Annotated in this window: 28 protein-coding genes; 11 read left to right on the top strand and 17 right to left on the bottom strand. The window is 57.7% G+C overall.

Annotation, left to right across the window (positions count from 1 at the left end):
* From AC07VO_RS21995 to AC07VO_RS21985, 3 genes are read right to left on the bottom strand one after another with little or no spacing between them, the layout of a single operon-like run.
* A complete protein-coding gene (locus AC07VO_RS21995) occupies positions 1 to 687 on the bottom strand; it encodes a cytochrome c oxidase subunit 3 (protein ID WP_086944824.1) in 687 nt (228 codons plus the stop codon).
* A complete protein-coding gene (gene ctaD, locus AC07VO_RS21990) occupies positions 684 to 2,459 on the bottom strand; it encodes a cytochrome c oxidase subunit I (protein ID WP_086944823.1) in 1,776 nt (591 codons plus the stop codon). Before ctaD ends, AC07VO_RS21995 begins: the two co-directional genes overlap by 4 nt.
* 48 nt (positions 2,460 to 2,507) lie before the next feature.
* Entirely contained in the window at positions 2,508 to 3,980 is a 1,473-nt protein-coding gene (locus AC07VO_RS21985) for a cytochrome c oxidase subunit II (RefSeq protein WP_064619784.1), read from the bottom strand.
* A 308-nt stretch (positions 3,981 to 4,288) separates the two neighbouring features.
* Here AC07VO_RS21985 and AC07VO_RS21980 point away from each other — a divergent pair, with 308 nt between their 5' ends.
* From AC07VO_RS21980 to AC07VO_RS21970, 3 genes are all read left to right on the top strand, one after another.
* Complete coding sequence (locus tag AC07VO_RS21980; RefSeq protein ID WP_018926814.1) at positions 4,289 to 4,624, top strand: hypothetical protein; 336 nt, start codon at positions 4,289 to 4,291, stop codon at positions 4,622 to 4,624.
* Positions 4,625 to 4,891: 267 nt separating this feature from the next.
* A complete protein-coding gene (locus AC07VO_RS21975) occupies positions 4,892 to 5,071 on the top strand; it encodes a type II toxin-antitoxin system HicA family toxin (RefSeq protein WP_007984690.1) in 180 nt (59 codons plus the stop codon).
* A gap of 36 nt (positions 5,072 to 5,107) precedes the next feature.
* Entirely contained in the window at positions 5,108 to 5,515 is a 408-nt protein-coding gene (locus tag AC07VO_RS21970; RefSeq protein WP_064619786.1) for a type II toxin-antitoxin system HicB family antitoxin, read from the top strand.
* A gap of 51 nt (positions 5,516 to 5,566) precedes the next feature.
* On the opposite strand, the gene tam is transcribed toward AC07VO_RS21970, so the two are convergent.
* The gene (gene tam, locus AC07VO_RS21965; protein WP_086944822.1) at positions 5,567 to 6,337 is read right to left on the bottom strand and encodes a trans-aconitate 2-methyltransferase; all 771 of its coding nucleotides are present in this window, start codon (positions 6,335 to 6,337) and stop codon (positions 5,567 to 5,569) included.
* Positions 6,338 to 6,408: 71 nt separating this feature from the next.
* Positions 6,409 to 6,738 (bottom strand): YXWGXW repeat-containing protein, encoded by a 330-nt coding sequence (locus AC07VO_RS21960; RefSeq protein ID WP_018926816.1) that lies wholly within the window; start codon positions 6,736 to 6,738, stop codon positions 6,409 to 6,411.
* A gap of 441 nt (positions 6,739 to 7,179) precedes the next feature.
* Between AC07VO_RS21960 and AC07VO_RS21955 the strand changes: the two genes are divergently transcribed.
* Both AC07VO_RS21955 and AC07VO_RS21950 read left to right on the top strand, forming a co-directional pair.
* The gene (locus AC07VO_RS21955) at positions 7,180 to 7,683 is read left to right on the top strand and encodes an inclusion body family protein (RefSeq protein WP_086944821.1); all 504 of its coding nucleotides are present in this window, start codon (positions 7,180 to 7,182) and stop codon (positions 7,681 to 7,683) included.
* 127 nt (positions 7,684 to 7,810) lie between these two features.
* Positions 7,811 to 8,350: an AidA/PixA family protein gene (locus tag AC07VO_RS21950; RefSeq protein WP_086944820.1), complete on the top strand. Its 540-nt coding sequence runs from the start codon at positions 7,811 to 7,813 to the stop codon at positions 8,348 to 8,350.
* An 84-nt stretch (positions 8,351 to 8,434) separates the two neighbouring features.
* On the opposite strand, the gene AC07VO_RS21945 is transcribed toward AC07VO_RS21950, so the two are convergent.
* Positions 8,435 to 8,893 carry an Lrp/AsnC family transcriptional regulator gene (locus AC07VO_RS21945; RefSeq protein WP_018926819.1) on the bottom strand — a complete coding sequence of 153 codons (459 nt, stop codon included), beginning with the start codon at positions 8,891 to 8,893 and terminating at the stop codon, positions 8,435 to 8,437.
* A gap of 268 nt (positions 8,894 to 9,161) precedes the next feature.
* Between AC07VO_RS21945 and bcaP the strand changes: the two genes are divergently transcribed.
* Positions 9,162 to 10,550 carry a branched-chain amino acid transporter BcaP gene (gene bcaP, locus AC07VO_RS21940; protein WP_086944819.1) on the top strand — a complete coding sequence of 463 codons (1,389 nt, stop codon included), beginning with the start codon at positions 9,162 to 9,164 and terminating at the stop codon, positions 10,548 to 10,550.
* A 206-nt stretch (positions 10,551 to 10,756) separates the two neighbouring features.
* Here bcaP and AC07VO_RS21935 read toward each other — a convergent pair whose 3' ends face one another.
* Complete coding sequence (locus AC07VO_RS21935; protein ID WP_086944818.1) at positions 10,757 to 11,311, bottom strand: TetR/AcrR family transcriptional regulator; 555 nt, start codon at positions 11,309 to 11,311, stop codon at positions 10,757 to 10,759.
* Positions 11,312 to 11,437: 126 nt separating this feature from the next.
* On the opposite strand from AC07VO_RS21935, the gene AC07VO_RS21930 reads away from it, so the two are divergent.
* From AC07VO_RS21930 to AC07VO_RS21920, 3 genes are all read left to right on the top strand, one after another.
* Complete coding sequence (locus AC07VO_RS21930) at positions 11,438 to 12,106, top strand: DJ-1/PfpI family protein (RefSeq protein ID WP_086944869.1); 669 nt, start codon at positions 11,438 to 11,440, stop codon at positions 12,104 to 12,106.
* A 23-nt stretch (positions 12,107 to 12,129) separates the two neighbouring features.
* Positions 12,130 to 12,660, top strand: a complete 531-nt coding sequence (locus AC07VO_RS21925; protein WP_086944817.1) for a DUF2867 domain-containing protein — start codon at positions 12,130 to 12,132, stop codon at positions 12,658 to 12,660.
* A 208-nt stretch (positions 12,661 to 12,868) separates the two neighbouring features.
* A complete protein-coding gene (locus AC07VO_RS21920) occupies positions 12,869 to 13,276 on the top strand; it encodes a low affinity iron permease family protein (RefSeq protein WP_086944816.1) in 408 nt (135 codons plus the stop codon).
* Between the two features lie 42 nt (positions 13,277 to 13,318).
* Here AC07VO_RS21920 and AC07VO_RS21915 read toward each other — a convergent pair whose 3' ends face one another.
* From AC07VO_RS21915 to AC07VO_RS21875, 9 genes are all read right to left on the bottom strand, one after another.
* The gene (locus AC07VO_RS21915; protein WP_086944815.1) at positions 13,319 to 13,822 is read right to left on the bottom strand and encodes a DUF4142 domain-containing protein; all 504 of its coding nucleotides are present in this window, start codon (positions 13,820 to 13,822) and stop codon (positions 13,319 to 13,321) included.
* Between the two features lie 74 nt (positions 13,823 to 13,896).
* Positions 13,897 to 14,052, bottom strand: a complete 156-nt coding sequence (locus AC07VO_RS21910; RefSeq protein WP_086944868.1) for a stress protein — start codon at positions 14,050 to 14,052, stop codon at positions 13,897 to 13,899.
* Positions 14,053 to 14,168: 116 nt separating this feature from the next.
* The gene (locus AC07VO_RS21905; RefSeq protein WP_086944867.1) at positions 14,169 to 15,518 is read right to left on the bottom strand and encodes a sensor domain-containing protein; all 1,350 of its coding nucleotides are present in this window, start codon (positions 15,516 to 15,518) and stop codon (positions 14,169 to 14,171) included.
* A gap of 103 nt (positions 15,519 to 15,621) precedes the next feature.
* Positions 15,622 to 16,260 (bottom strand): LysE family translocator, encoded by a 639-nt coding sequence (locus tag AC07VO_RS21900; protein WP_007935730.1) that lies wholly within the window; start codon positions 16,258 to 16,260, stop codon positions 15,622 to 15,624.
* A 62-nt stretch (positions 16,261 to 16,322) separates the two neighbouring features.
* Complete coding sequence (gene fos, locus AC07VO_RS21895; RefSeq protein ID WP_086944814.1) at positions 16,323 to 16,739, bottom strand: fosfomycin resistance glutathione transferase; 417 nt, start codon at positions 16,737 to 16,739, stop codon at positions 16,323 to 16,325.
* Between the two features lie 220 nt (positions 16,740 to 16,959).
* Complete coding sequence (locus tag AC07VO_RS21890; protein WP_019580877.1) at positions 16,960 to 18,291, bottom strand: MFS transporter; 1,332 nt, start codon at positions 18,289 to 18,291, stop codon at positions 16,960 to 16,962.
* A gap of 177 nt (positions 18,292 to 18,468) precedes the next feature.
* Complete coding sequence (locus tag AC07VO_RS21885) at positions 18,469 to 19,395, bottom strand: hydroxymethylglutaryl-CoA lyase (RefSeq protein ID WP_086944813.1); 927 nt, start codon at positions 19,393 to 19,395, stop codon at positions 18,469 to 18,471.
* Positions 19,392 to 20,585, bottom strand: coding sequence for a CaiB/BaiF CoA transferase family protein (locus AC07VO_RS21880; RefSeq protein ID WP_086944812.1), 1,194 nt, complete (start codon positions 20,583 to 20,585; stop codon positions 19,392 to 19,394). Before AC07VO_RS21880 ends, AC07VO_RS21885 begins: the two co-directional genes overlap by 4 nt.
* A gap of 126 nt (positions 20,586 to 20,711) precedes the next feature.
* Complete coding sequence (locus AC07VO_RS21875) at positions 20,712 to 21,620, bottom strand: LysR family transcriptional regulator (RefSeq protein WP_018926832.1); 909 nt, start codon at positions 21,618 to 21,620, stop codon at positions 20,712 to 20,714.
* Positions 21,621 to 21,860: 240 nt separating this feature from the next.
* On the opposite strand from AC07VO_RS21875, the gene AC07VO_RS21870 reads away from it, so the two are divergent.
* Both AC07VO_RS21870 and AC07VO_RS21865 read left to right on the top strand, forming a co-directional pair.
* Positions 21,861 to 23,096, top strand: a complete 1,236-nt coding sequence (locus AC07VO_RS21870) for an aminotransferase class I/II-fold pyridoxal phosphate-dependent enzyme (protein WP_086944811.1) — start codon at positions 21,861 to 21,863, stop codon at positions 23,094 to 23,096.
* 18 nt (positions 23,097 to 23,114) lie between these two features.
* Entirely contained in the window at positions 23,115 to 24,281 is a 1,167-nt protein-coding gene (locus AC07VO_RS21865; RefSeq protein WP_086944810.1) for an MFS transporter, read from the top strand.
* Here the strand turns inward: AC07VO_RS21865 and yiaY are convergent.
* A complete protein-coding gene (gene yiaY, locus AC07VO_RS21860) occupies positions 24,278 to 25,426 on the bottom strand; it encodes an L-threonine dehydrogenase (protein ID WP_019580882.1) in 1,149 nt (382 codons plus the stop codon). The genes AC07VO_RS21865 and yiaY overlap by 4 nt on opposite strands.
* Between the last annotated feature and the right edge of the window lie 22 nt (positions 25,427 to 25,448).

Here is a 25,448-nt window from a genome sequence, read left to right as displayed (position 1 = left end):
TCACCTCAGGCCGCAGAATCTGGCGATGGCTTCATAGGTTTGCGGCGTGCTGGTCAGCAGCGCGAAGAGCACGAACCAAAGACCCAATAAGTAGTGCCAATAGGTGGTACAGAGCTCTACGCTGACGCGCAGTTGCGGCAACGGCACGTGACGCAGGAATTTAGCGACGGTTATGCCCCAGGCAATCAGCCCGCCCAGCAGGTGAAGGCCATGCACACCGGTCAACAGGTAGAAGAAACTGTTGGCCGGATTACTGGCGACAAAGTAGCCCCAGGCGACAAACTGCTGCCAGACCCAGAGTTGCCCCACCAGAAAGGCAATTGCAAATACCCCCCCCACTACAAACCCCATGACCGTTGCGTCCAGTCGATCCTGTCGGGCGGCCATGCGCGACCACTGCAGTGCGATGCAACTCAGTACCAGAAAAGCCGAATTCACCCACAACGGCCATGGGTTGGCTAAAGGCGCCAAGGGGTCTGTCAGGGGGAGCCAGTCGGCCATTTGTGAGCGGGCAATGAAGGCGAGCAGGAAGAGAAAGAATAACGAACTCACCACAGCCAGAAACAAGCGCAGGCCTACCCTTGCGGTTCGGCTTCTATCGGCGTCGGCCTGAATACCTTCAGGATCGCGATTCCAGCTGCCGCCGGGGTCAGCGTCGTCGGCGTTTCTCAATAGCAGTCTGTTCATGTTTTAACGTCCGCTATCTTGGTTCCGGCACTGAGTTGCCGCATTTGCTCCAGCTCCTCGGCAGAGACCGTTTGCGGCACGAAATCCTGCTCTATCCCCGGCACGCTGTAGTCATAGGCCCAGCGATGCACCACCGGCAGTTTCGCTCCCCAGTTACCGTGTACCGGTGGGGTGTTCGGTGTTTGCCATTCCAGGCTGGCCGCGCCCCAGGGATTACTGCCTGCGGGCTTACCTTTAAATACACTCCAAGCCATGTTGAACACGAACAGCAACTGGGAAACGCCGACGGTCAATGCGACCACCGTAATGAAGGCATTCAACTCTTGCGCCGACTGCGGGATGAACGCGTAGTTTTCATAGGCGTAGTAACGGCGCGGCATACCCTGGAAACCCAAGTAGTGCATGGGGAAGAAAATGGCGTAGGTACCCAGAAAGGTAATCCAGAAATGCAGCTTGCCCAGGGTGTCGTTAAACATGCGCCCGGTGACTTTCGGAAACCAATGATAGATGCCGCCGAACACCACCAGTACCGGTGCGACCCCCATGACCATATGGAAATGGGCGACGACGAAATAGGTGTCCGAGAGCGGAATGTCCACGATCACATTGCCGAGAAACAACCCGGTCAGACCGCCCACCAGGAAGGTGACGATAAAGGCCAGGGCAAACAGCATCGGCACGGTCAGATGAATGTCGCCCCGCCACAGGGTCAACACCCAGTTATAGACTTTCAGTGCAGTCGGCACTGCGATGATCAAGGTGGTGACGGCGAAGAAAAAGCCAAAGTACGGGTTCATCCCGCTGACATACATATGGTGCGCCCAGACCACAAAGCTGAGCACGCCAATCGCAATAATCGCCCACACCATCATTCGGTAGCCGAAGATATTTTTACGCGCATGGGTGCTGATCAAGTCGGAGACCAGACCAAATGCAGGAAGAGCCACGATGTAGACTTCCGGGTGGCCGAAGAACCAGAACAGGTGCTGGAATAATATCGGGCTGCCGCCCTGATGATTGAGCTGTTGCCCCAGCGAGATGATCGCCGGCATAAAGAAGCTGGTACCCAATAGCTTGTCGAACAGCATCATGACCGCGCTGACAAACAACGCAGGGAAGGCCAGCAAGGCCATGATCGACGCCATGAAGATTCCCCATACGGAGAGCGGCATGCGAAACAATGTCATGCCGTGCGTGCGTGCCTGCAATACCGTGGTGACGTAGTTCAGCCCGCCCATGGTGGCGGCGACAATAAAAATCGCCAGAGAGACGAGCATCAGGACAATGCCCCACTCGACCCCCGGTGTCCCCTTGGTGATGGACTGCGGCGGATAGAGCGTCCAGCCCGAACCGGTGGGACCGCCCGGCACAAAGAAACCGGCGAGCAATACCAGTACCGCCACCAGGTAGAACCAGTAGCTCAGCATGTTGACGTAGGGGAAGACCATGTCGCGGGCGCCCACCATCAGTGGGATCAGATAGTTACCGAAGCCACCCAGAAACAGGGCCGTCAGCAAATAAATGACCATGATCATGCCGTGCATGGTCATCGCCTGATAGTAAGTATTGGCGTCCATGAACGCCAAACTGCCAGGGAAGCCTATCTGTAAGCGCATCAAGTCGGACAACACCACGGCGATAAGCCCCACGAACAGAGCCGTCAAGGAGTATTGAATGGCTATGACCTTGTGGTCCTGACTCCAGATGTATTTGGTCAGGAAACTTTTAGGCTCGTGCAGTGCTTCTGTTTCGGCTTGCTCCGCATAGGCCATCACGTCATCCTCCTGTCGAAGTTTCGGTGTACTTCTGGCTGCTTACGGCTATTTCCCTGGCTGCGCCTTGCTCGTATCAGCGTCGGCATTCGCTTTGGATTTGATAAAGGCGATCAGTGCATTCAACTCCTTATCGCTGGGAGCAAAGACCGGCATGACGGGTGCATATCCCTTGACGATTTTGGCAGCGGGATTAAGAACCGAGTCTTTTATATAGCCCTCATCGACCTTGATGCTCGTACCGTCGGCAAGGGTTTCGGTCTTGCCGTACAGACCCTGCCAGCTGGGACCGATGCCCTTGCTGCCATCGACACTGTGGCAGGCCAGGCAGCCGAGCGATTCAGCCAACTGCTGTCCCTGCGCCGCCAGGTCCTCACCTGGGCCCGGCGCTTGGCCGGCAGCAGATTCGTCGCCTTGTCGCGCAGCACCCAGTGATTTGATCAGGGCGATGAGTGCACCCAGTTCATCGTCATTGAGAGTATAGGTCACCATGACCGGCGGGTAGCCTTGTACCAGGCGGGCCTTCGGATCGAGGATCGACTCTTTCAGGTAAGCCTCATCGACCTGCACACTGCTGCCATCGGCAAGCTGTTCAGTGCGGCCATACAAGCCCTTCCATCCCGGGCCGAGACTGGCACTGCCATCCTGGCTATGGCAGGCCCCGCAACCGTATTTTTCGACCAACTGGCGGCCTTTTTCCAGCACGCTGTCCTGACTGGGCTTGGCAGCCGCGGCTAATGTCTGTGCAAACGTCGGTTGGCTTTTCAGCCATTGATCGAAGGCGCCCTGCTCTTCCACGATCATCTGGCCGCGCATGTTGTAATGACCGACACCACAATATTCAGCGCAAAGAATTTCATACTTTCCGGTTTTGGTCGGAGTAAACCAAAAGTACGACACCATCCCCGGCACCATGTCCATCTTGCTGCGGATTTGCGGAACATAGAAATCGTGCAGCACATCTTTGGATCGCAGTAAAACTTTCACCGGCTTATCGAGCGGAAGACGAACTTCATTGCTTTTTATCAGTACATCGTCCTGCCCGGCAGGATCATTGGGATCAAGGCCGAGGGGGTTGGTGGAATCAACAAATTTGATATCTGACTTACCCAACTTCCCGTCTTGGCCAGGGAAGCGAAAGGCCCACTGCCACTGCTGGGCGATCACTTCAAGCTCATAGGCATTTTTCGGTACCCGGATAAAATCATCGTAAACAACCAGGCCTGGCGCCAACATGGCGACAATACCTACCGAAGTAACGATAATTAACCATAGTTCCAGTTTTTTACTTTCTGGTTGGTAGTGCGCCCTGGATCCCTCCTTGTGACGATAACGCATCACCGCCACCGCCATAAAAACCGTGATGGCGATGAAGAATATTCCGCTAATGATCAGGGTGATAAACAGGGTGGTGTCTATGGATCCCCAGTTGGAAGCTGCCGGTGTTGCATGCCAAGGCGCGAGTATATGGAAGAGTACTGATGCAATAACGATTAGTATCAAGATAATTGCTATTGCCATGTTCTCTTCATCCTGTTCCTGTTGCTCATTGGTTATGCCAAAGCATCGCCACTGACGTCCAAGCAGGGCAGACAACTGCCACCCATCCCGGTGGCAAAGTCAGTAAGAAGTATAGAGCCATCGGGCTGTACCGTGAGGCGGGCAAGCGAGGCCCGGTTGCCAGCTATACTCAATTTCAGATTACGGACGGCAGGGATCGGCCAGAAGCGGCCCAAAAGACGAACCCTGCCTGTGCGTAGCAGTCAGATAAGTGATGGTATTGAGAACAACAGCCACAAAATCCAGCAGTCCACGACGGAGGTTTCGTCATGAGTGCCCTGACGATCGAAGGCTGGTGCAAGCCCAGCCCCGACCAGAAGTCCATCCCGATCGGTGAGATCCATTTTGACGTCGATGACCCCCTTCATCTGCGTCTGGAGCAAGCTGAAGAACGTCTACAAGAGACCCATGAGCCCGAAGCCATGGTCGATGTCGACATGAGCACAATGGATTTGGTCTTGCCAGAGGGATATGGCCCCTTGTCCGACTGCCAGATGCGCGTCTATCTGCATTACGAGCGCGGTCAGTTCCATTTGGTCGGGCATCGAGCGAGCGATGGAAGCTTGATCTACACCAATGCGGTTTTGATTGATCAGTTGCTTTAAAAACGCCGCATGATGCGCGGGAACGCAAAAAACCGGTCCGCAGCGGCCGGTTTTTTATGCCTGAAATTTGAGCATTCCTGGCGCTTCGGCGCTGCGGCAAAACCCTGCAATACAGAAAACGGGGTCTACCCAAACCATCGCGACATGCCCTCCTAGACTCGTTTCATGCAGCTCTTCCATCCGTATCCAGGGTGCGTTGGTGGTTATAGTGTTGATTAGTGAATTTCAGTAGGTATAGTAACCATAAGCACACCACAGGGAGGTGATGTGAATAGCCGTTTTTTGATAAGCCAAATCGTTGCGGACGGCTGGTATCTGGTACGAATCAGAGGGAGTCATCACCACTTCAAGCATCCGACCAAGCCTGGACTGGTGACGGTTCCTCACCCGAAAAAGGACCTGCTCAAGAAAACGGCCATTAGTATTTTGCAACAGGCGCTGCTCTGACGAACCGATGGACTGCGCCCTCGGAGGATAACGAACATGCTTTACCCCATCGCGATTTCCATGGGTGATGACGAACACGCCTGGGGCGTAGAAGTTCCGGATATTCCGGGTTGCTTCTCCGCCGGTGAAGATCTGGATGACGCCATGGCCATGGCTCGCGAAGCCATCGAAGGTCATTTCGAGATTCTGGCCGAAGACGGATCACCGATTCCGCCCGCCAACAAAGTGACCCTGCATGCGGCCAATCCACAGTACGCAGGGTGCACGTGGGCCGTGGTGGATATCGATATCACCAAATACCTGGGCAAGGCGCAGAAACTCAACATCACCCTGCCCGGCTATCTGCTCAACCGCATCGATGAGTACGTATTGCACCATCCGGAAGAGAAAAGTCGCTCAGGGTTTCTAGCCTCGGCGGCGCTCAAGGTCTTGCAGCAAAGTTGATAGCCTGAAAATCGGATCAATCAAGGGGACGAATGTGTCCCCTTTGATTCGTCAGCGCGTTGCCACCATGAACAACCGCGGAAACGGCAGCAGCACCGAACCATCACTCAGCGCCGGATAGGCCTGCTCGATTGCCGCCTGATACTGCTTGAGATAGTGCGCCCGTTCCACGTCATCCAATGGTTCGAGAAAAGGCCGCAAACCGGAGCCTTTGAACCATTCGACCACGCCCGATGCGCCGTCCGCGAGCGGATGATAGTAAGTGGTGCGCCATACATCGACGCGAGTGCAGTGGCCACGCAGCATTGAGTAGTAGCCGCTTGCACCCTCCATTTCCGTTCGCAGGCCGGCAGCCCTTGCCAGCTTGTCAGCCCAAGGGCCGTTCGCTGCGACCTCGCGCATCAACCGGTGCGACGGTTCGTTGAGGTTATCGGGCATCTGGATCGCCAGGCTGCCGCCGGGTGTGAGCCTGTTTACCAGCGACGGCAGCAGCCTGGCGTGATCCGGCACCCACTGCAGCACCGCATTGGCGAAGATCACGTCAAACGGGCCGGTGTCGCTCCAGGTATCAATGTCAGCGACGTCGAAACGTACCTGAGGTAAACGCTTGCGGGCGGCCTCGATCATATCGGTCGAACTGTCCAACCCACGCACCGCGGCATCGGGAAAACGCTGCACCAGCAACTCGGTCGAATTGCCGGGGCCGCAACCGATGTCGATGGCCGAACGGACGTCCACCGCTGGGATGGCGGCCAGCAAGTCACGCGCCGGGCGCGTGCGCTCATCTTCGAAAGCTACGTATTGTTTGGCGGACCAACTCATATCGCTCTCCTGTCGGGTGCATTGTTGTCGCCAGGGGCAGACAACCGGTTGGCTACGATACATCGTCCGCGTCAGTTAACCCACGCCCCCACCCGCCAATGCCAACCATCGTTACGTTGCTCCCAGTGCGGATGCACATAACGATACCCCGGTCGCTCCGGGACCCAATGGCCATGAACCGCGACATAACGCCCGCCTTCCCAACGCCAGTACCCCCTGGACCAGAGGTAACCCGGTCGCCCCGCGGGCTCTACCTCGACAACGCGTTCCGGCGGCGGCTGCGGTGCGATGACCTCAACATATTCACGCTCCACCGGACGCCGGTCATGAACGACCCGTTCCTGCACACAACCCGCTGCGGTAACCACCACTGCCAGCAACACCATGTAACGTAACAACATGCCGCCTCCTCTGGCTTGAAAGCCAAGTTGAGTGAACCAGCAAAAAAACGCCCCCTTTTCCACCATGCTCCTGCCTGGCTCACTGCTTTTTTAACAGGTCTTGTCTGTCTATTGCCTGAACCCGGATCACTTGACGATCGGAAAACACAGGGGATCCGGATGAGCCTTTTTTATCGCCAAATCGTAGGAAGCCATAACCGAAATGACCGTTCGTCGACCGACCGGCAAAGCATTTTTGACAGTATGAAAATGGCATCTATAGTCCTATCGCGGCCTGTTGGAAGGAACCCAACCCGTCATTTCAAGGCAAGGAGCAAGGCCAGCTCGTACCCGTGATCGAGTGGGTTCCCCAGTAGTGTGTTCGCAACGGCCACAAGGCAAGCAAGCGTTGTCGTGCCTGGTAAGTAGCCAGACAATCACTATGTTAAAAGGAGCTTCACTATGTCTCGAGTCACGGATGTACTTGTTTCCATCGACACTGAAACCATTCTGAAAAACTACCCGAACATCAGCAAAAACCCTGCTTCACCGACGCTGATCGACTGGAAGCACGTCTACATGGTCACCAACCAGGATAACGTGATCAGTGGCCAGGCCGGTGGCGAGCTGGACCTCAAGGCCCAGGTTGGCGATCTGATTCGCTGGCGTGAAACCAGCCTGTCCCAGAGCTTCGAACAGGCCGTGATCTTCTACAAATTCATCGGCAACCAAGGCAACGATCTGATCTCCCCGCCTTCGCCACGCACGGCTACCGCTAGCGTTGCGGTACCCAACCCCAGCAATCCCTCGGTGCCTAGCTGTCAGAAAGTTGCCAACCACTACTGGTCCTCGGAGACCCTGGCGTGTGGTCGCGTGACCTACCATTTCAACTTCCTGATCGTCGACCGCAACTGTCAGATTGTCGGCTGCTGCTCGTGGGACCCGTTCATTTCCATCCATAACTGATGATGGAATCGACCCCTTGGCAACGAGGGGTCACCTCCAGTCCGTTGCCGCCTCGGCTGGAACAGGATGTCTTGCTTGAAACCGAAGCGGTTACCGTTTTGCGTCAACATCATGAAAGGAATCCATGATGACTTCCGAACCGATTACCCCCCCTTCAGCGAGTACCCTGACCGCCAATAGCGTGCTGCTGGTCGTCGATGCCGAATCGCTGCTTTCGCGCTATGCGCAACCCAGCCTTGACCCGCAAAAGCCGACCGTGATTGAAGATGGTTTCATCTTCGGCATCAGCGCTACACCAAAAACGAAAAATGTTAAAAATGACAGCAAAATTACACTGACCACCCACAACGGAAAAGTCTTTCATATTCGCGGCAGGACCGTCAGTTTGCTGGCCGAACACAGCGTGGTATTCCACAACATCACGGTGGACGATACCGGGATCCTTTCTCCGCCCAAGCTGATCGTCCACGGCGACCAGACCGTCCCCGCGCCCGACCCCGCCAACCCGAACCAGCCGGGCAGCCACAAGGCCGATGATCATTATTGGGAGTGCTCGCAACTGAGCACGGGCGTGGCAACTTGCGAACTGAGCTTCATGCTGATCAACCAGCGCTGCGAAGCGCTCGGGTATTTCAGGTGGAAGACTGAGGTGACGCTGTCGGCGTGAATAAAGATTATCGAGTAGGAGGCGGCTTCACAGCCGTCGTCCTCTCACACCACCGTAGGTACAGAAACAAGCAAGTCCAGGCATTTACAGTGGCAAGGTATTGCAGTGCTTGATCTCCTTGAGCGAAAAACCGGTGTACATTTCCTTGATATTGCCGAGCGTACGTATGCGATGCATGGCGACTTCATGGAATGCCTCCATGTCTTTGACGACTACCTGCAGGAGGTAGTCGTATTTCCCCGACACTTTGTGACAGGCAATAATGTTGGGCAGCGCCAGAACGCCCGCTTCGAAATGTTCCATGGCTTGCTCGGAGTGACTATCGAGGGTGACGCTGATGAAAGCGAAAAGTCCCAGCCCTATGGTCTTCGGGTTCAAGTGCGCGTGATACCCGACAATCACCTCCTCTTCCAGGCGCTTCAGGCGCTTCCAGCAGGCTGGCGCTGACAGGCAAACACGAGCGGCGATCTCGGCGTTCGTCAGGCGACCATTCATTTGCAGAATTTCCAGAATTGAACGATCAACCTTATCCATTTCCGCCATGTGTTCTCTCCCTTTAACAATGCGTACGCGGTAGGGCGATTGGCCCCATCCCGCAGGTCCTTGATCAAGCATCCATTTCTAGAAACTACAAATACTAGAAAGAAAATTACGTAAAGAACACATTTTGGATAATTAACGACTGAAAAATAACTAAATACAGACCCGTTTCGAAAACTAATTTTCAAGGCACTGAAATACAATTTCTTGTCATTTCCGACACCCAAGCCACTGGCTCTGACAATAAAAATAAGTAACAACGGAGGCAATATTGAGCATTTTCAGAACAAAAGACCTGGACGCAATGATTGCTGCTGCCCGAGCGCCTGCAGGGTTGAAAAAAGTGCTGGGGCCGATGGATTTGGTCCTGATTGGTATCGGTGCAATCGTGGGGACGGGCATCTTCGTATTGACCGGAACCGGCGCATTGACTGCGGGACCGGCCCTCATGGTTTCATTCCTGATAGCGGCGTTGGCCTGTGCATTTGCAGCACTCTGTTATGCCGAGTTCGCCTCATCTGTACCGGTAGCAGGCTCGATTTACACCTACAGCTACGCGACGCTGGGAGAGTTGGTGGCCTGGATGATCGGCTGGGATCTGATGCTCGAATACGGACTGGCCAGTTCGGCTGTGTCTGTTGGGTGGTCGGGTTACTTCCAGTCCCTGCTGAGCGGATTTGGGCTGAATCTTCCGGTTGTGCTTACGGCGGCGCCAGGCTCTTTGCCCGGCGTGGAAACCTGGTTCAACCTACCCGCGCTGGTGATTATGCTGGCAATTACCTGGATGCTTTCCATGGGCATCAAGGAATCCGCGCGCGTAAACAACGTGATGGTAATCATCAAAATCGCCGTGGTGCTGCTCTTCATCGCCGTTGGTGTGCGACATGTTCAGCCGGCTAACTGGCAACCATTCGCGCCCTTCGGTGGCCATGGCATTTTGAGTGCTTCGGCCTTGGTTTTTTTTGCTTTCATTGGTTTCGATGCGGTTTCCTCTGCCGCCGAAGAAGTGAAAAAACCGGCGCGTGACCTCCCCATCGGTATTATCGGTTCCTTGGCCGTTTGTGCGGTGTTATACGTTGCCGTTTCAATGATCATGACCGGCATCGTGCCCTATGCCCAATTCCTTGGCGTTGATCATCCGGTCTCATTGGCGTTGCAACATGCCGGTGAAAGCTGGGTTGCCGGGTTCGTTGATTTAGGCGCAATCGTTGGCATGACGACTGTCATTCTGGTGATGGCTTACGGTCAAACCCGGATCATCTACGCGATGTCGCGCGACGGACTGCTTCCCCAGCGCCTTTCCAGGGTTCATACACGATTCGGCACCCCATTTTTCGCCACCTGGATGGTCGGAATAGTCTTCGGGCTGATCTCGGCACTGATTCCGCTGAACGTCCTCGCCGAGCTGATCAACATCGGTACGTTGGCCGCATTCAGTCTGATCTCGGTGGCAGTGATCGTCTTGCGCAAGACCCGACCCGATCTTCCTCGCGCATTCAGATGCCCGGGCGTGCCCATTGTTCCATTGCTCGCCATCGCGTTCTGCGTAACCTTGATGACCTTCCTCAAGCAGACAACCTGGCTGGCATTTGGGGCGTGGTTGGCAATTGGCCTGGTGATCTACTTCGCCTATGCGAGACGCCGCTCGTTATTACATTAATCCAGCATTTCGTCAGGTCTCTTTGGAGTGTCAATCAACCTCCAATAGTTTTCAGGTGCGAAACTGCATGCCAGTTGCGCACCTGATTGCATTCGCCAGTCAACCCTCACCTCATTTGTCCTGTTTTTAGACCCAGGAGAGCAGTGGCGCGCATTTGCAGTGGCACGCGAACTCTATTTATTCAGTTACCCCATTTAGCTCATGACCTAGGCCCGCCACGGTGGAAGAGCCCCTTCGAAAAGTGAAAAGGCTCGATGCAGGAAACTGTTGAAGCGAGCGGCATCACGCCGCAGCCCTGCCTGTTGACCTCCAATCAGGCACAGATGGGCCACCTGAGCAATCACTTCTGCTTGGCCTGGCATATGGACCAAGCGGCGGCACGTGCGTATCGCGAAATCCAGTCGTCTTGTGTCAACACGCTGCTGAAACTCGCCTACCAACGGATCATGCAGCGACCAGGCTCGGATGGAAATTTCCCGCCCAGGTTGTTTCTCAGCGGCAATACTCAAGTAGCGTTTCAAGGTTTCGCCCGCGCTACGACCCTGCGCCGCATAAGCGAGCATGCGCTCCGTGTAGTCTTCTTCCCAAGCGGCCAGCAAGGTGCGGACAAAGTCTTCGCGATTGCGGAAATGGTGATAGAACGATCCGCGGGTCACATTCAATCGGCGCGATAGACTCTCGGCCGAAACGCCGATATGCCCTATTTGGTCGAGGGCCTCAAAACCAGCCGCGATCCAATGGTTACGAGTTAGTTTTCTCACCCGTTATTTCGCTCCATGTTTAGCGCCATACAGACTGTGTATGGTGCGCAACCGATTGATACGCTGCGAACACCAGCAAAGATGGCCGTTGCGTTTTGCACGCCAGCACTTTTCATGGAGCTCGCCTTGAAGAAAATCGTTCTGGTTGCTTTCGACCAATTCACTGATATCGACCTATTCCTGATGTGGGACATCTTAGGCCGCAACACCGAGGACTGGCACGTCCGAATATTGGGTTCCAGCTCTATCGTGAGATCGGCGCACGGCCTGCCTGTTTCGGTGCACGGTCCGCTTTCCGAGGCCAATAGCGCCGACGCGGTATTGTTCGTCAGCGGCAAGGAAGGGATACCCGCTGCACTTGCCGCCCCAGATTTCCTGCCGTCGTTTGAACTTGACTCCAGACGCCAGCGAATCGGCTCAATATGCGCCGGAGCTTTCATTCTCGAACGGCTTGGGCTGCTCAGCGGCCAGGCAACTACACACCCGGATGCACGATCGAGCTTGCAAGCTCTGGGGCTTGAGCCCATGGACCAGCCTCTTGTATGCCAGGGGAACGTCGCAACCGCTGGCGGATGCCTTTCGGCGCTCTATCTGGTGGGATGGTTGGTTGAATCCTGGTTCGATGTCGACAAGCGCCGTGCGACGCTGCTCCCTGTTCTGCCAGCTGGGCAGCAAGCGTTATATGATGCCTTGATCGGGTTCAGTATCCGACAAGCACTTACAGGGCGACAAGGAGCGTTACACGACAAACCATCGCAACAAGAAACGCGACATGGCATGTCGTCTAATTGGTAGTTAGAACTCAGGAGAGATCCCCGATGCCCCGAGAATTTGAGCTCATTATGTCCGTGCCAGTCCCCTCGAGGTCCGGCATCACCCACCTTTACAAGTCGATGAACCTGGCGGACGCTTTTGCGATTCGGCTCCCTGCGGGCACATCCAGCAATCCAGATTTGCTAGCTCGATTCATCCTTTCCCACCAGCCATCCTGGATCGGATGGCTCATGAAAGTCCGAGACACTATCGTTGCCTGTTTTGGTCTCAAAACCACCAAACATCTGGCATCACTTGCTAATCGGATTGGAATCTTCAAGGTCTACAGCACGAACCAGACTGAAATCGTGTTGGGAGAGGACGACAAGCACCTCGACTTCCGGATATCGATCCTATGTTCTGGAGAGGCAGAGCCAGAAGGCAGTCGCCAACTCGTTTTTTCAACCGTGGTCCAGTGCCACAACCGTCTAGGCCGGGCCTACATCTTCGTTATTGCCCCATTTCACCGCTTGGTTGTTAAGGCCAGCCTCCGCAGTGCTGCGCGCATCGGTTGGCCTCTGGCTACCTGCCCCTAAGGTCTAACCCGCCCATCGTAAGGCTGTTCTGGCAAGCCTGGCCAAGGCTCTCATGTCAAACGTCAGGCCTCTATACCTCTAAAGATTCCAAACGCAGCAAGTGCCCTTCAAAGCCCCGGCTTTTCATCAACCACGGGGCTTTCAAACAGAATTTTCATGACACCCGTGCGGTCTGAAAATCAGGCGCATCCCTATAAGGAGCACGGCAATGAAATTCGCGAAAATCGCACAGAAACTCTCCCTATGGGCGGGCCAACCCCGGACATTTATGGGCGCGATCATTCTGATTGTCCTTTGGGGCCTGAGTGGGCCGATTTTTCATTTCAACGATACCTGGCAACTGATCATCAACACCTCGACCACGATCATCACCTTCCTGATGGTGTTCCTGATCCAGAACACCCAGAACCGTGACACGGACATTTTGCACTTGAAGATCGATGAGTTATTGCGGGTGACCAAGGACGCGCAGAACGCGATGCTGGGGCTCGAGTCCCTGGACCTCAAACAGCTGGAAGCGTTGAGAAAGAAATATCGCACCCTCGGCGAGGGGGAAACGATTTCCCTGGACGGCACGGTCGTCGAGGAAACCAAGAAGGATTCGAATCAGGATTGATCCCGGCAGCGGGTGACCGACGTCACCCGCGCAACAGACTGACTAACGACTGGCTTGCAGCGCCCTGGCCATTTGCAGATGGTTTTGCAGCTTGGGCAGGGTTTCTTCGGCGAAGGCTTTGATTTGCGGCACGTCCGTTGTCTGCGCTTGTTGTTGAAGTTGCTCGATGGCTTCCTGGGTGGTTTTTACCTGACTGTCGACGTACGCCTGATCGAAAGAGGTATCGTCCTTAATCTCCGGTATCAAGGCTTTGGCCTTGTCGACCACCTCTTCGCGTGGCGCGACCGGTAAATCGAGTTGCTTGGCAATTTTCGCCAGATGCTGGTTGGCGGTGGTGCGATCGTTGATCACCACGATGGTGTAATCCTTGACCTCTTTGGATGCCGTTTTCTGGTGCGCCAGGCGGCTGGCTTCGATGTCGGCCATGCCTTGGGCCGACGCCTCATTGACGAATTCGGCGGGAGACTGGGCAAAGGCACTGCTGGCGCACAGGCCCAGTAACGTGGCAAAACCGGCATTGCGTAAACGGGTGGCCATCCGGCTCATGGTCGCGCCCTCCTTCCTGAAAATTCAAACGGGAGCTTGCGCCCCCGTCTATTAAACAAAACTACCTTCACCTATTACGGAGTTTTCTGACCGCCTTTGCGGCCCATGCCGCCTTTGGCAGGGTCTTTATCAACAGTCGTCGTGGTAGTTTTCCCACCTTTGCGAGCGGCTTCAGACGCCTTCGTTCGATCGATGGCGCTACCCGGGCTCGGATTTTTTGAAGTAGGCATGGTTCTCATCCTCTTGGTGATGATCACAGCGAGCAGACGCCCGCATAGGATATGAATTTCCATGCCTGAAAAGGTTTAGAAAACCTGGCAACGTCGCGACGAACGGTGACGGATTTTCAGACCTCGAGACGTGAATGGTGCTGGCGTTTGGCGGCGTACATTGCCTCATCGGCATGCCTGAACAGCTGCTTTTCTTCGGTGCCATGTTCGGGGTATCGCGCGACGCCGATGCTCGGCTGGATCGTCAGGTTGTGCCCGTCCAGACGCAGGGGCTGAACCAGCACCTGGCGGATTTTCCCCGCCACATTCTCGGCATCTTCGGCGGCGTGGATGTTGTGCAACAACACGACAAATTCATCACCACCAATGCGCGCCACCGTGTCGGTTTCGCGCACGCAGCCCTTGAGCCGATTGGCGACCGCTTGCAGCAACATGTCGCCGACCGCATGACCGAGGGTGTCGTTGACTTGCTTGAAGCGGTCAAGGTCGACATAGAGCAACGCCATTCGACCGGAGTCTGCCCGGGCCAGCGCCAGCGAAGCTTTCAGGCGTTCGCGCAGCAATTCGCGATTGGGCAGCTGAGTCAGTTGATCGTACTGGGCCATGCGCTGGAGCCGGGCGTGCAATTGCTTACGCTCGATCGCGGTCGCGACCTGAGCGCAAACATACTGCAGCAACTCCTTGTCTTGCTCGGTGTAGCGCTCGCCGCCCGGCACGCTTTTGACGATCAGAGCGCCGATGGTGCCGTTTTGCGAACTCAACGGCACGCCCAGCCAGCAGGGTGAGTCCTGGCCCTTGACCAATGCCGCAAACCCTTCCGGCAGATTGTCCTGATCCGGGGTCAGCAGAATCGGCAAGCCACTGCGAATCACTTCTGCGCACAAACGCCCGGTAACAGTCCCGGGATCCTCGGGTTGCAGCTCATGGTCGTCGACGTGATAGGGGAAATTCAGCCGCGCGCAGTGCTCGTCATACAGTGCCACGGAGAAATTCAACGCCGGCAGCCATTCGCCGATGATCGAATGGATGCGTTTGAACAGCGCCAGCAAATCTTCCGCCGCGTGGGCCGCTTCGGAGATTGCATACAGCGCCGCTTGTCGGGACTCGGCCTGTTTGCGCTCGGTGATGTCGCGCGCCACGGCGATACGCAACTGATCGACCTCCGACCAGCGTGCCGACCAGAGAATGTGCACCACCCGGCCGTCCTTGCGCAGATAACGATTTTCAAAGTTGAGCTTGGGTTCGCCCCCCATGATCTCCCGCGCGGCGTCGAGGGTACGCTGTCGGTCGGCAGGGTGAACCAGGTCGATCATCGACTGGCCGATCAGCTCGTCGGGGGTGTAACCGAAAATGCGCTCGCAGGCCGCGCTGACAAATACGAAGCGACCTTGTTTGTCCACCGCACAGACGGCGTCCAGCAAGAGATCGATGTAACTCGCCAGTGGCGCGGAATTTCTGGTTTCCATGATGCCGAGAGCATGTCCGGACAATGCAACATTGAACAACCCTCCCTGACCGGTCATACGCCCGAGCGATGACTGTGCAGCCGACGCTTCCCTGCGTTCAGCCTCAAGCCTTGTTCGTCACCAGCCCTGGCAGCGCATGTACCAGGGCATTGATGGCGAAACCGATGAACATAACCCCGCACAAGCGGGTGATCGCCAGTTCATGACGCTGATACAACGTGCGCACCTGACGCGCACCGACGATGCCAATGAGAATAGCGTAGGCCAAAAGGCCACCAATGAAGCTCAAGATGATCAACCAGGGCAACATGGACCAATGCAGCAACTCTGCACGGCTGGACAACAGCGCAGTAAAGGTCGCCACCGCCACCGGGTATGCCTTGGGGTTGGTCAGACCGAACAGGATGCCGTGCCAGAATGGCTGCCGCGCCGGGCCCTGAGGCGCCTCGGCACTGGCGCGACGAGCGCGAACCGCGCGCAGGCCCAGCCAGAACAAATAAAGCCCGCTGAGCACACCCAGCACATCGAAGGCAGTGCTGCCGATTTCCCGCGCACCGACAATCGCGATCAGTGCAGTGCTGCACCAGACCACGTCGCCCAGCAAATGCCCGCACAGAAACCCCGCCCCGGCCCGCCGTCCGCGTGCCGCGCCGATGCCGAACACCGCCAGCACACCGGGCCCCGGAGTAATGCCATAAATGAAGCCCGAGGCGAGAACGGCCATTAGCAGCGATGGAGTCATGGAAATTCCTGAGGACGCCGGGTGAAGGGGCGCAATTCTATCTCAGGACGCCGAACATCGACTCACTGATCGTCGAAGAACTTCATCCCCGCATAGGGTCGCTGCCGACAAGCCGCCAGCCGCGACGCCAGAGACCCGACATGCGCCTCGAGATTGTGCCCGTCCGGGTCGAGAAAATAGAACGACGCACCTTCGCTGCGGTTATCCCGCCATTCCCGCACGTTGGCGGATCGCAGGCGTTCGACGAACGGCAGGAAGTCCACAGCTTCGAGGCTGAAGGCGTAATGGGTGTAGTCGGCGGCGGGCGTGGATTCGCGCCGTGGATCGAAAGAAAGGCACAGCCACAGACCGGGTAGCGAGAGATAGGCACCGGTGTCCCAAGTGGCTGAAAGCTGAAGTTGCAGCAGATCGCGATAGAACGCCACGCTGCGGTTCAGGTCAGTGACGGCGAGGGTCAGGTGGTTGAGGCCGGTTAGCATGGGTTGGGTAACCTTGAGTCTCTCTGGGTGGTCGCGAGCGGAGAGTAAAGCTTAAACATCCTTGAGCGTACAGCCGACGGGGGCTTTGTTGGCTGAGAGTCAGTCTTCGCGAGCAAGCCCGCTCCCACAGGGAGTGGCGGCGGGCACGAATCATGTGCCCGACGCGGTCAATGTGGGAGCGGGCTTGCTCGCGAAAGCGGTATTTCTGACGCCGCGAACTTCAGAACTTGTCGAGCGTGCGCAGCTTCTGCGGCAACCCCCACAGCAACAACGCAGCGGCGATCAGCGCGGCGACACCGATGACGTACAACGCGGGGGTGGTGCTGCCGGTCAGGTCTTTGATCCGCCCGACCATGACCGGGCTGACGATCCCACCGAACTGGCCAAGGGTATTGATCACCGCGATCCCGCCAGCGGCGCCTGCCCCGGCACCGGCCAGGAGTTTCGGTGGCAGGGTCCAGAAGCTCGGGATGGACGCGATGATCCCGGCACCGAGCAAGCCCAGGGCAACAATCAGGAAAGTCGTGTGGTTGGCGAAAATTCCTGCGCAGAAGAAACCCACCGCGCCTGCCGCCACCAGACCTGCGACAAACTTGCGCCGCTCACCGGTGGCGTCGGATAACCGCCCGATCACCACCATGCTGATGGCGCCGCAGATGTAGGGAATGGCGGTCAGCAAGCCGATCATCACCGGGCTCTCGGTGCCGGCACTGCGGATCAGTTGCGGCGCCCAGAAATTCAAGCCGTAGGATGCCACCTGAATCAGAAAGTAGATCAGCCCCAGCATCAGGAAACCCGGAATCCGGAGTGCGGCCAGCAAGGAGCCGCCGCTCTTGTGGGGTTCGTGGTGCGCGATACGGCTGGCGAGCAGTGTCTTCTCCGACGGGGTCAACCAATGGGCATCTTCGATGCGGTCCTTGAGCACGGTCAGCACCAACAAGCCAAGGCCGATGCAAGGAACGCCACCGAGCAGAAACAGCCAATGCCAGCCGCGCATATCGAGGAAGCCATCAAGGTGTTGCAGCACCAACCCGGAGAACGGTGCGCCAACCAGCCCGGCAAACGCCGACGCGAGAAACAGCATCGAGGTGATGCGCCCGCGATAGTGCTGCGGGAACCACAACGTCAGGTAATACAGCACGCCCGGCGCAAAACCCGCCTCCATCGCACCGATCACGAAACGCAGGGCGTAGAACTGCCATTCGCTATTGACGAAGACCATGGCCGCCGTCGCGAGCCCCCACGACATCATGATCCGGGCGATCCAGCGCCGGGCACCCACCTTGTAAAGCATCATGTTGCTCGGCACTTCAAAGATCACATAACCGACTACAAACAGCCCGGCGCCGAGGCCGTAAGCGGTATCGCTCAGGCTCAGGTCGGCCTGCAACTGGAATTTGGCGAAGCTGATGTTGATGCGGTCGAAAAACGCGAACAGGTAGCAGACCATGATCAGCGGCATCAGTCGCCAGGCGACTTTGCGGACCAGGGCTTTTTCGGCGTCGTGACTAACGGACGGGCTCACGCCCGCCTCCAGAACATTGAGGCTCATCGTGGTTTCTCCAGGCAGACGTCCCGTGGGCGTCCGATTGTTTTTGTTGTCTGGTTCGTTGCGGCTTTTGTAGGAGCGAGGCTTGCCCGCGAAGGCGGTGTGTCGGCCTCCATCGATACTGAATGTCAGACCGCTTTCGCGGGCAAGCCTCGCTCCTACAGTGTTTGTTCGGTGGGTTCAGGACGGTGTCGGGTGCAGGTCGCAGTTACGTCCGGCCTTGGCGAGCTGCCCGGGCACTTCATGGCCCAGCAATGCGGGTAAGCCTCGCGACAATCGCAGCAACAACGGCAAGTCGATGCCGGTGTGAATGCCGACTTCATCGCACAGGTTGACCAAATCTTCGGTGCAGATATTGCCCGAGGCACCCGGTGCAAACGGGCAACCGCCAAGACCACCGAGGGCTGCGTCAAAGCGCCGGGCTCCGGCCTCGTAAGCTGCCAGTACGTTGCACAGACCGAGGCCGCGCGTGTTGTGGAAATGCAGGGTCAGATCAGCCGGTGAAACCCGTTGCAACACCCGTCGCACCAAGCGGTCGACCTGACGTGGATTGGCCATGCCGGTGGTGTCGGCCAAGGTAATGCCCGTAATGCCGAGCTCCTGATAAGCCTCGACAATCTGCAGCACGCGATCCTCATCGATCGTGCCTTCAAACGGGCATCCGAAGGTCGTGGCGATGCTGCCGTTGAGCCGCACCGGCGTGCCGCGAACGAACTCGACGATCTCGCCAAACGCGGCCAATGACGCCTCGCAACGCATCCGCATGTTTGCCAGGTTATGGGTCTGGCTGGCGGACATCACCAGGTTCAGCTCGTCAGCCCCCGAGTCCAGTGCCCGTTGTGCGCCTTTGAGGTTAGGGATCAACGCGACATAGATCACGCCCGGCTGTCGGGCGATGCCCTTGAACACTGGCTCGCCATCGCGCAGCGCCGGAATCGCCTTGGGCGACACGAACGAACCGGCTTCGATGCGGCTGAAACCCGCCAGCGACAACTGATCGATCAACGCAATCTTGTCGGCGGTTTCGACCCAGGTAGGCTCGATCTGCAAGCCGTCACGCGGGGAAACCTCCTGAACGATCAGCGTCTGGGAATAATCAATGATCATTGCACCACCCCTTCAGCTTTCAACCGTTCGATGTCCTGGTCAGTCAGGCCCAGCCCCGCGAGGATGCCGTCGGTGTGCTGACCCAGACTCGGCCCCGACCAGTTCACGCAACCAGGGGTCTCGGACATTTTCGGTACGATGCCCGGCATCTTCACCGTGGCACCGCCCGGCAGTTCGGCGTTGAGCAGCATGCCCCGCGCCTGATAGTGAGGATCGGCAACGATGTCGGCCACCGAATAGATGCGCCCGGCCGGGACTTCGGCAGCTTCCAGAGCCGCCAACACCTCATCGATGGGCAGGCTGCTGGTCCAGTGAGTAATGGCTGCGTCGAGCACATTACTTTTGGCGGCGCGGCCATCGTTATGCGCAAACTCCGGCGCTTCGGCCAGGTCGGCCCGGCCAATCACCGCCATCAGACGCTTGTAGATCGGGTCGCTGTTGCCGGCGATCACCACGTAGGCACCGTCGGCAGTCAGGTAGGTGTTGGACGGCGCAATACCCGGTAACGCCCCGCCGCTGCGCTCACGCACATGACCGAGCATGTCGTATTCCGGCACCAGGCTTTCCATGACGTTGAACACGCTTTCGGCCAACGACACATCGACCACTTGCCCGCCGCCCTGCCCGGTCTTGACCCGCAGCAGCGACATCAAGGCACCGATGACCGCGTGCAGCGAAGCCAGGGAATCCCCCAGACTCACCCCCACTCGGGCCGGCGGCGAACCGGGAGTACCGGTGGTATAGCGAATCCCGCCCATCGCCTCGCCGATCGCCCCGAAACCCGGACGATCACGGTACGGGCCGGTCTGGCCGTAACCGGAAATGCGCACCAGCGTCAGGTTGGGATTGAGGGCATGCAACACGTCCCAGCCCAGGCCGAGTTTCTCCAGGGCGCCGGGGCGCAGGTTTTCGATCAGCACATCGGCGTCGCTCGCCAGTTGCTTGACCAGTTCGATGCCTTCAGGGGATTTCAGATTCAGCGCCAGGGACTTCTTGTTTCGCGATTGCAGGTACCACCACAACGAAGTGCCCTCGTGCAGCTTGCGCCATTTACGCAGGGGATCGCCCTGGCCCATGGCTTCGATCTTGATCACTTCGGCGCCGAACTCGGCCAGCATGCGCGCGGCAAACGGCGCGGCGATCAGCGTGCCGATCTCGATCACTTTGATTGCACTCAAGGGGGCAGTCATCGCGGGGGTACCTCTTGTTCTTGGAATATGCGCCAAGGCTAGAGGACCGAGTGGCATGGAATCCAACCTTCTGTTGGCAACGACCGTTCGCGAAACGCGAATGCTCGTCCATGCAATCGAGAACTGTCAGGTCTGGCCGCGCAAATGCTCAAACAACATCCGGCTCACCGGCGACAGCGCCACTTCATCGCGCACCACCAGAATCAACGCACGATCCGACCAGTCATCCGTCAGCGGCACCGCGTGCAACCCCAGCGCCCGGCCAAACAGTTCGTAGGCCTTTAGCGGCAGGATGCCGATGCCCATGTTGGCCTGGACCATCCGGCACATGGCGTCGAACCCCGGCACATGGATCCGCAACCTCAGCACCTTGCCGGCCTTGCGCGCGGCCGCATGGGTGCGCATGTTGATGGAACTGGCCGAATGCAGACCGACGTAATCGCTGTCCAGCGTGTCGGCAAAAGCCAAGGCCGAACGACTCGCCAGCGGATGATCGGCCGGCATAAGTACGACCAGTTTGTCCTGGCGATAAACAACGCTGTGCAGCCCCTTGACGTCGCTGTCGCTGGAGCAGATCCCGAGGTCCGCCACGCCATCGAGCACGCCTTGAATCACCCCGCTGCTGGGGCGCTCTTCGAGGTCGGTCTTGACCTGCGGATGGCGCGCGGAAAAGTCCCGCAGGTCTTCGGGCAGGAATTGAATGATCGCCGACAGGTTGGCGAGCATCCGCACATAACCGCGCACACCGTGGCTGTGTTCGCCCAGTTCGAGGCCCATTTTCTCGACGTTGAACAGCATCTGCCGGGCATGGTGCAGCAGGGTTTCACCGGCCGGTGTCAGCGTCATGCCCTTGGCCTGGCGTACGAACAGGCTGATGCCCAGCGCCTCCTCCAGCTCCATCAACCGCTTGCTGGCCGCCGACACCGCGATCGCTTCGCGGGCGGCGGCACGGGTCAAGGTGCCCTCTTCGTGAACGGCCACAAACAGCTGGAGAGTGATCAGGTCGAGGCGGCGGATCAGGCTTTTTTGCAGCATGGCAGGGCTCGATGATTTCGGTTCGACTGAGTCGGCAGGATAGCCCGGATTCGATTCGTGCCCGCCATCCAATTACCCACAGCACCCCAGGGCATCGCCCTACAACTAATTCTCTTACAACTCTCAGTACTACCGGAAACAGCCGATTCAAAGCCCATCGGGACTCTCTGTAAAGTCTGGCAACACACACAAACTGCAACAAACCCACGGATAGATTCATTCAAGGAATGTCACTTACACATGAGCCAGATACCGTACACGGCGCACACCTTCACCAACTACCGCAAACTCGTTTCATTGGCTGACCATGATTGGGAGGCCGCCGAAACCGGAAAAATCGCGGGGCTCAACGTTGAGATAAAAAGTGCCAACCGCATGCTGGATCAGTACGGGAGAGCGTTTCATGATTTCTGTACGACGTCATACCTGGGGCTGGATCACCATCCCGATATTCTCGACGGCGCCATGACCACGCTGTGGGAAACCGGCACACTTCGCATCGCCAATTCCAAGAACCGCTGCAAGCTGGCGATTCTGGACCAATACGAAACCGAACTGTCCGAGTTGTTCGGCGCCAGTTGCCTGAGCACTCTGTCGTGCAGCGCGGCGAGTGCCGGGATCCTGCCACTGCTGGCCAGCGGCGTATTCACGGAAAATAGCCCTCCGGTGATGGCTTTCGACCGGTCGGCGCATTACTCGATAAGCCACCTCAAAGCCGCCTGTGCCGATGAAACGAAGGTCGTGACGTGCCCGCATAACGACATGGACTTCCTCGAGACGCTGTGTCAACAGCACACCAGGGTCGCGTATGTCGCCGACGGCGCCTACAGCATGGGCGGGGTTGCGGACATGGACAGCCTTTTGTATCTGAAGGACCGCTATGGGCTGTTTCTCTATCTGGACGACTCCCACGCGCTTTCCTCTGTAGGAACATTCGGCGCCGGTCTTGTGCGTCCCAGGCTGCATACCCTGGATGATGACTGCCTCATCGTCGCCTCGCTGGCCAAGTCGTTCGGCGCCAGCGGCGGTCTGGTGATGCTGGGCAGTGAACGGCAGAAGAAGCTCATTGCGCGTTACGGCGGCCCCAGCAACTGGTCGCAAAGCCTGAACAGTGCAGCCATTGGCGCGGGCCGGGCATCCATCCAGCTACACCACACCCTGGAATTCGCCGAGCTGCAGGAAAAGCTTCAGGTTAATATCCGCCTCTTTGACAGCCTCATACGAACCGCACAACACAACAGCAACATGGCGATTCGACTGGTCAATTGCGGTGAGGCATCGCTGGCCAACCACATCGCCATTGAACTGGCCAATCACGGATTCTTCACCTCGGCAGTCTTTTTCCCGGTGGTTGCACAAGGCAAGGCAGCCATCAGAATCACCCTGCGCGCCGACATGGGGACAACGCTGATCCGCCATTTCTGTGGACTCATCACCGAGCTTTTACGTGCTCACGGCCGGGACATCGGCGGCTGAAAAAACAGGGAAGATTAAATGAAGAGCAGCACCACCCTCCTGATCACCTGCTGTACGGTTTTTCTCGCCCAATTGGGCATGAGCATTTATCTGTCGGCGCTGCCGGATATTGCCCGGGATCTGTCCGCAGATGCCTCACAGGTTTCATGGGGGTTGGCGGTGTATCTGATCGGCATGGCGCTGCCGATGCTGTTCTGGGGCAGCCTGGGCCAACGCATTGGCCGCAAGCCGGTATTGCTCGCGGCGCTCGGCCTCTATGGGCTGGGCAACCTGGCCCTGCCTCTGGGCCAGACACTTGAATCGTTCCTGGTTTTTCGCCTGATTCAGGGGATTGGCGCCAGCGGGATTTCAGTCATGGCCCGGGTGCTGATCCGCGACAGTTTTCGCGGCGATCTGCTGGCCAAGGCGTTGTCCTGGATATCGATTTCCTTTGTGGTGGCGCTGGGTATCGGTCAATACCTGGGGTCGATCATCCAGGTGACACTGGGCTGGTCAGCGATTTTCTACTTATTGGGTGGTGTGAGCCTGTTGATGGCGCTGGTGGTGGTGCGGGTCACGTTCCCGATGCTGGCAGAAGAGAACACACCATCATCCGCCTGGACGAGCTACGGGCACATTCTGCGGCATCGGGCCTTCCTGTTACCGGCCCTCGCCGGTGGCTTGGGGTATGGGGTGATTGTCGCGTTCAACACCGCTGCACCGCTGATTCTGCAAGGCGCCTTCAAGTGGTCGGCAGTGGAATACGGCTTGTTGGGCTGGCCCATCAGCGCGGCGTACTTTCTCGGGGCCGTGGCGGTCAATCGCTTCGTACTGCATACCGGTCAGCAATGGCTGATGACGGCGGGCGTCGGGCTGATACTGGCCGGCAGCGCAGTCATGTTGCTGGGTAGCCTCGCAGGCACGTCTATCGCGCTGCTGTTCTGGTTGCCCTATTGTTTTGCAGTATTCGGCCAATCGCTGATTTACCCAATCAGCTTGTCCCTGGCCAACCACGGTTCCCCGGTCGGCGGTGCTTATGCGATGGCGTTGAGCGGTTTCATTCATCAACTGATGGCCGCCGTTATCGGCGGTATCGCCAGCCTGATAGCCAGCCAGCAGGCATGGCCTTTGTCGCTGTTATGCACCTTGCTGGCCTTGGGCGCGCTGCTTTGCGTAGTGCTCGCGCCCGGCCGTCGAACCGCTTAGAACGCGCTGCGGAAAATCTCCTCGATCTGCCGCTGATCCGCCGCCCGTGGGTTGGTCAGTCCACAGGCGTCTTTCAGGGCATTGCTGGCAAGGACCGGGATGTCATTGAGCCTGGCACCGAGCTCACGCAAACCGGCGGGAATGTCCACATCCCTGGCCAGGCTGCGGATCGCCGCGATCGCCGCCTGCGCGCCCTCTTCCGGACTGAGCCCGCGAATGTCGGCCCCCATCGCGTGGGCAACGTCGGTCAGGCGAGGGGCGCACACCAGCGCGTTGAAGCTCTGCACGTGAGGTAGCAGCACCGCGTTACACACACCATGGGGCAGGTCGTAGAACCCGCCTAACTGATGGGCCATCGCGTGAACGTAGCCAAGGGACGCATTGTTGAACGCCATGCCCGCCATAAATTGCGCGTAGGCCATGTTTTCCCGCGCGATCATGTCACTGCCGTCCTGCACGGCTTGGCGCAGGTTGTCGCTGATCAATGTGATGGCTTTCAGCGCACAGGCATCGGTAATCGGGTTGGCTGCCGTGGAGACGTAGGCTTCGACGGCATGGGTCAATGCGTCCATGCCGGTGGCGGCGGTCAGGCCCTTGGGCATGGCGACCATCAGTTCTGGGTCGTTGACTGACAGCAGCGGCGTAACGTTGCGGTCTACGATGGCCATTTTTACGTGGCGCGATTCATCCGTGATGATGCAAAAACGGGTCATCTCGCTGGCAGTGCCGGCGGTGGTGTTGATCGCGATCAACGGTAGCTGGGGTTTGGCCGACCGATCGACACCTTCGTAGTCACGGATCGTCCCACCGTTTGTGGCGCACAAGGCGATACCCTTGGCGCAGTCGTGAGGCGAACCGCCGCCCAGAGACACCACGAAATCACAGCGACTTTCCTTGAGCAGGCCCAGGCCGTGCTCGACGTTGGCGATGCTCGGATTCGGCTTGGCGCCGTCGAAGATCACCGAGTCGATGTCCTGCAACGCCAGTTTCTCGGCAATCCTCGATGCCACGCCAGCCTTGGCCAGCCCGGCGTCAGTGACTATCAGCGCCTTGCGAAAACCATACTTGCCAATGGCGTCCATGGCTTCGTCGAGGCAACCGGTGCCCATGATGTTCACGGCGGGGATGAAAAACGTACTGCTCATGCGCGAGTCTCCTGGCTGAAAC

It is taken from the genome of Pseudomonas sp. GW821-FHT03E01 (genome assembly GCF_059420765.1).
The sequence above is the reverse complement of the archived record's forward strand: the minus strand, read 5'-3'. Positions and strand labels throughout refer to the sequence as shown.

Coding starts and splice junctions, on each gene's coding strand:
- AC07VO_RS21995 (WP_086944824.1), bottom strand. CDS start 687: ATGAACAGACTGCTATTGAGAAACGCCGACGACGCTGACCCCGGCGGC.
- ctaD (WP_086944823.1), bottom strand. CDS start 2,459: ATGGCCTATGCGGAGCAAGCCGAAACAGAAGCACTGCACGAGCCTAAA.
- AC07VO_RS21985 (WP_064619784.1), bottom strand. CDS start 3,980: ATGGCAATAGCAATTATCTTGATACTAATCGTTATTGCATCAGTACTC.
- AC07VO_RS21980 (WP_018926814.1), top strand. CDS start 4,289: ATGAGTGCCCTGACGATCGAAGGCTGGTGCAAGCCCAGCCCCGACCAG.
- AC07VO_RS21970 (WP_064619786.1), top strand. CDS start 5,108: ATGCTTTACCCCATCGCGATTTCCATGGGTGATGACGAACACGCCTGG.
- tam (WP_086944822.1), bottom strand. CDS start 6,337: ATGAGTTGGTCCGCCAAACAATACGTAGCTTTCGAAGATGAGCGCACG.
- AC07VO_RS21960 (WP_018926816.1), bottom strand. CDS start 6,738: ATGTTGTTACGTTACATGGTGTTGCTGGCAGTGGTGGTTACCGCAGCG.
- AC07VO_RS21955 (WP_086944821.1), top strand. CDS start 7,180: ATGTCTCGAGTCACGGATGTACTTGTTTCCATCGACACTGAAACCATT.
- AC07VO_RS21950 (WP_086944820.1), top strand. CDS start 7,811: ATGACTTCCGAACCGATTACCCCCCCTTCAGCGAGTACCCTGACCGCC.
- AC07VO_RS21945 (WP_018926819.1), bottom strand. CDS start 8,893: ATGGCGGAAATGGATAAGGTTGATCGTTCAATTCTGGAAATTCTGCAA.
- AC07VO_RS21925 (WP_086944817.1), top strand. CDS start 12,130: ATGCCCCGAGAATTTGAGCTCATTATGTCCGTGCCAGTCCCCTCGAGG.
- AC07VO_RS21920 (WP_086944816.1), top strand. CDS start 12,869: ATGAAATTCGCGAAAATCGCACAGAAACTCTCCCTATGGGCGGGCCAA.
- AC07VO_RS21915 (WP_086944815.1), bottom strand. CDS start 13,822: ATGAGCCGGATGGCCACCCGTTTACGCAATGCCGGTTTTGCCACGTTA.
- AC07VO_RS21910 (WP_086944868.1), bottom strand. CDS start 14,052: ATGCCTACTTCAAAAAATCCGAGCCCGGGTAGCGCCATCGATCGAACG.
- AC07VO_RS21905 (WP_086944867.1), bottom strand. CDS start 15,518: ATGGAAACCAGAAATTCCGCGCCACTGGCGAGTTACATCGATCTCTTG.
- AC07VO_RS21900 (WP_007935730.1), bottom strand. CDS start 16,260: ATGACTCCATCGCTGCTAATGGCCGTTCTCGCCTCGGGCTTCATTTAT.
- fos (WP_086944814.1), bottom strand. CDS start 16,739: ATGCTAACCGGCCTCAACCACCTGACCCTCGCCGTCACTGACCTGAAC.
- AC07VO_RS21890 (WP_019580877.1), bottom strand. CDS start 18,291: ATGAGCCTCAATGTTCTGGAGGCGGGCGTGAGCCCGTCCGTTAGTCAC.
- AC07VO_RS21885 (WP_086944813.1), bottom strand. CDS start 19,395: ATGATCATTGATTATTCCCAGACGCTGATCGTTCAGGAGGTTTCCCCG.
- AC07VO_RS21880 (WP_086944812.1), bottom strand. CDS start 20,585: ATGACTGCCCCCTTGAGTGCAATCAAAGTGATCGAGATCGGCACGCTG.
- AC07VO_RS21875 (WP_018926832.1), bottom strand. CDS start 21,620: ATGCTGCAAAAAAGCCTGATCCGCCGCCTCGACCTGATCACTCTCCAG.
- AC07VO_RS21870 (WP_086944811.1), top strand. CDS start 21,861: ATGAGCCAGATACCGTACACGGCGCACACCTTCACCAACTACCGCAAA.
- AC07VO_RS21865 (WP_086944810.1), top strand. CDS start 23,115: ATGAAGAGCAGCACCACCCTCCTGATCACCTGCTGTACGGTTTTTCTC.
- yiaY (WP_019580882.1), bottom strand. CDS start 25,426: ATGAGCAGTACGTTTTTCATCCCCGCCGTGAACATCATGGGCACCGGT.